The sequence below is a fragment of the Fusibacter sp. genome (assembly GCF_057447755.1).
Map to the genome: position 1 here is coordinate 1 of NZ_JBVBZF010000405.1, position 2,864 is coordinate 2,864.

Annotated in this window: 2 protein-coding genes; one reads left to right on the forward strand and one right to left on the reverse strand. The window is 38.4% G+C overall.

From position 1 onward, the window contains the following. The coding region (locus tag AC220I_RS20890) for a cache domain-containing protein (protein ID WP_486725803.1) at positions 1 to 1,000 on the reverse strand (1,000 nt) is incomplete at its 3' end. A gap of 130 nt (positions 1,001 to 1,130) precedes the next feature. On the opposite strand from AC220I_RS20890, the gene AC220I_RS20895 reads away from it, so the two are divergent. Next, a partial coding sequence (locus AC220I_RS20895; protein WP_486725804.1) for an aminopeptidase P family protein occupies positions 1,131 to 2,864 on the forward strand: 1,734 nt, incomplete at its 3' end.

Below are 2,864 nucleotides of genomic sequence, written 5' to 3' on the forward strand. Positions count from 1 at the left end.
CAAGCGTTCCAAATTCGTCAGTTCTCTTTAAATACGCTTCATCTACTTCAAAGTTTAAATCTCCTTTAGATAGTCTTGAGACGACCGATTCAGTAAATGCAATATTTTTAAAAATCGCATTGGACAAGAATCGACTTAAGACAATTGCAATCACCATCCATACAGCAAGCGAAATCAATGAGATGTTACGTGTATGATTGAGGTTTGCAAATGCATAACCCACTGGTGATTGTACAATGACCGCCCAACCTGCTGCTTTAATCGGTTCATAGGCAATAATGGCATCTTCAGATTCATATTCATCCAAAACTGTGCCAGCTTCACCGTTAAGCGCACGCTTTACATAATTGTAATCCATGAAGTTTTCCATATTTTCAATATAGGCTGCATTTGGATGTGCAAGCACTGTACCATTTTTTTCAACTATAAAGGCGTACTCGATATCCTGATCATTATATTCTTTTGTCAATTCTGTTAATATTTCAAGATCTATACTCGCACCGATAACGCCAACAGCTCTGTTATTCTTCATTATCGGCATTGCTAAAACGGCAGTCGCTTTACCTGTGGTTGATGAATAAATAATGTCGTAATATTTTTCGCCCTTTAAAGCTTCTTGAAAATAAACACGATCCGCTCTGTCCCCAAGTTCACCCGAAGTCTTGTAAATTTGCATGCCCTTAGTGTTCATGACATATATTTGACTGATTACGGTTGAATGGTCTACAATACTGCCAAGAATTCCCATGTCACTCGCTGACATGGACTGGAGTGCCTCATCATAAGTCATGGCATCCAATAAATGTTCTGTTTCTGTGAGCAATCTGTCAATTTCATGTGCTACGGTGCTTGCTTTTTCTGCATTCAATGCATAGATATTATCACTGATTGACTTCGAATTCAGCCACAGTATAACACCTGAGTTCATAATGAGTGGTGCAACCACCAACATAACAATTGAAATCATTAGAAACTTCTTGTAACTTTTGCTGTTTTTCAATAAACTCACACTCCCAAATTTGATTTTCTAAACACATGGATTGTTCACACTGAATATTAAGTTAATTTAACGCCTTTTCTGATTGAAACCCTTAGCCACAAGTAATACAATAGTTGAGTGGAGGTGTCAAATGAATACCAATGATAAAATTAGACTAATTAGGGAAGAGATGATGCAATCAAAAATTGATGCATACATTATACCTTCCAACGATCCGCATAATAGTGAGTACTTACCTGAATACTACAAGACGAGACAATGGGTTTCAGGCTTCACTGGATCATCTGGAACACTCGTCATAACTCAGGAAGAATGCGGTTTGTGGACAGATGGCCGCTATTTTTTACAGGCTGAAAAAGAGCTCAGTGGCTCATCGATCAAACTCTTTAAAATGCGTATGCCAAATGTACCAACCATCCATGAATGGCTCAATCAAAATATGCCACATGGTTCTACAATTGGTTTCAATGGATTTCAATATTCTGCTCATGATGCTGAAGTGATTAAAAGTGAACTTAAGGATAAAAAAGTTAAATTAGATTTCAGAACAAACATCGTGGATAAAATATGGCTTAACAGACCCTACTTACCCACAGAAAAAGTGTTCATACACGACGTGGTTTACGCTGGTGAGTCAGCGAAACAAAAGATTGAGCACATACGTGCAAATATGTCGAAAAATGACTGTGATTATCATTTAATCAACAAATTGGATGACATCGCATGGTTACTCAACTTGAGAGGTAGTGATATAAAGAACAATCCTTATTTCCTATCATATCTCTTGATTGACAAAGAAATAACGTATTTATATATAGATATTTTAAAACTAAATGACAAAATAATCAATTACTTACATGAAAATAATGTAAAAGTAAAATTATATGAGGATATTCTTTATGATCTGCAAGATCTTGAAGAAGGCAAGCGCATCATTTTAGATAAAAATGCAGTTCCCTATCAAATCTATCACGACATCGATCGACGCTGTCAAGTTGTCGACAAACCAAATCATAGTACAGCACTTAAGGCCATAAAGAACGAAACTGAATGCAGTCATTTGAGAGCGTGCTATGTTCAAGACGGTGTGGCACTTGTTCGTTTCATGAAATGGCTTGATGAAACCGTTCCTAAAGGAACCGTCTCTGAAATCAGCGCTGATGAAAAACTAACACAGTTTCGCATGGAGATATCGACCTTCTTCAGCAAGAGCTTTGATACCATTGCCGCTTATAAAGATCACGCAGCACTTATGCATTATAAAGCACACAAGGACACAGAATACCAGTTGGCACCACACTCACTCTTTTTAGTAGATTCTGGCGGTCAATATCTCAACGGTACCACAGATACCACCAGAACCTTTGCCCTAGGTGCGTTGACCGATGAAGAAAAACGAGACTACACTTTAGTCCTTAAAGGCATGATCCAATTGAGTCAAGCGATCTTCCTAGAAGGGACCACCGGTACAAACCTTGACATCCTTGCACGTAAACCACTCTGGGACCACTGCATTGATTATAAATGTGGTACCGGACATGGTGTTGGTTTCTTCCTAGGTGTACACGAAGGGCCTCATGGCGTATCAATGGCTGGCAATAACACCCTATTAAAACCCGGCATGATCCTAACAAATGAGCCTGGTATCTATAAAGCTGGTCGTCATGGCATCCGTTTGGAAAACACTTTACTGGTCAAACTTTATGAAACCACAGAATTTGGAACCTTCTATCAATTTGAAACCCTTACCAAGGCACCAATTGATACAAGACCTATTGTGAAATCACTCCTTACGCCTCAAGAAATCCAGTGGTTAAATGACTATCATGAAACCGTTTACAAGGATTTGAGACCTCATCTTTCA